Below are 444 nucleotides of genomic sequence, written 5' to 3'. Positions count from 1 at the left end.
GAATGGCATGTCGAGGCGCTTATCCTCGAGCCAGTTTTCGAGCGGCTTTTCCAGGAGCCTCTTGCCGCCGAACCAATAAAAATAGAAGCAGAAGCCTTCCACTCCATAGAGCCTTGCCAGTTCGATCTGGCGATGCTGCACAGCAGTATCGCGCAAGTCGTAGTAGCCGAGCGTATCCGGCACGTGCGGCTGGTGGTGACCGATAAATTGCGGCTCAGCGGGCCGGACATTAGACCATTCGGTGAAGTCCTGTCCCCACCATTCATCGTTTTCGGGGATCGGGTGGAATTGCGGCAGGTAGAACGCGATGACGCGCACCGGCTTCTGGAGCAACGGCGGCGCATCGAGAAGCGGCACATAGACTGGTTCGGGCGAGAAGATCGGGCCGGAACTGACCAGCGCCCCGCGCAAGACCATCTCGTTGCTGCCCACAGGCGCTTGGGG

The 444-nt window shown here is 59.7% G+C and carries 1 protein-coding gene; it reads right to left on the bottom strand.

Going from position 1 to position 444, the window contains the following annotated elements; genetic code table 11:
• A partial coding sequence (locus tag EOD07_RS37150; protein ID WP_245470653.1) for a glycoside hydrolase family 99-like domain-containing protein occupies positions 1–411 on the bottom strand: 411 nt, incomplete at its 3' end.
• Positions 412–444: the final 33 nt, after the last annotated feature.

This window comes from Mesorhizobium sp. M2C.T.Ca.TU.002.02.1.1 (genome assembly GCF_003997225.1).
This window is presented reverse-complemented; position numbering and strand designations above follow the sequence as displayed.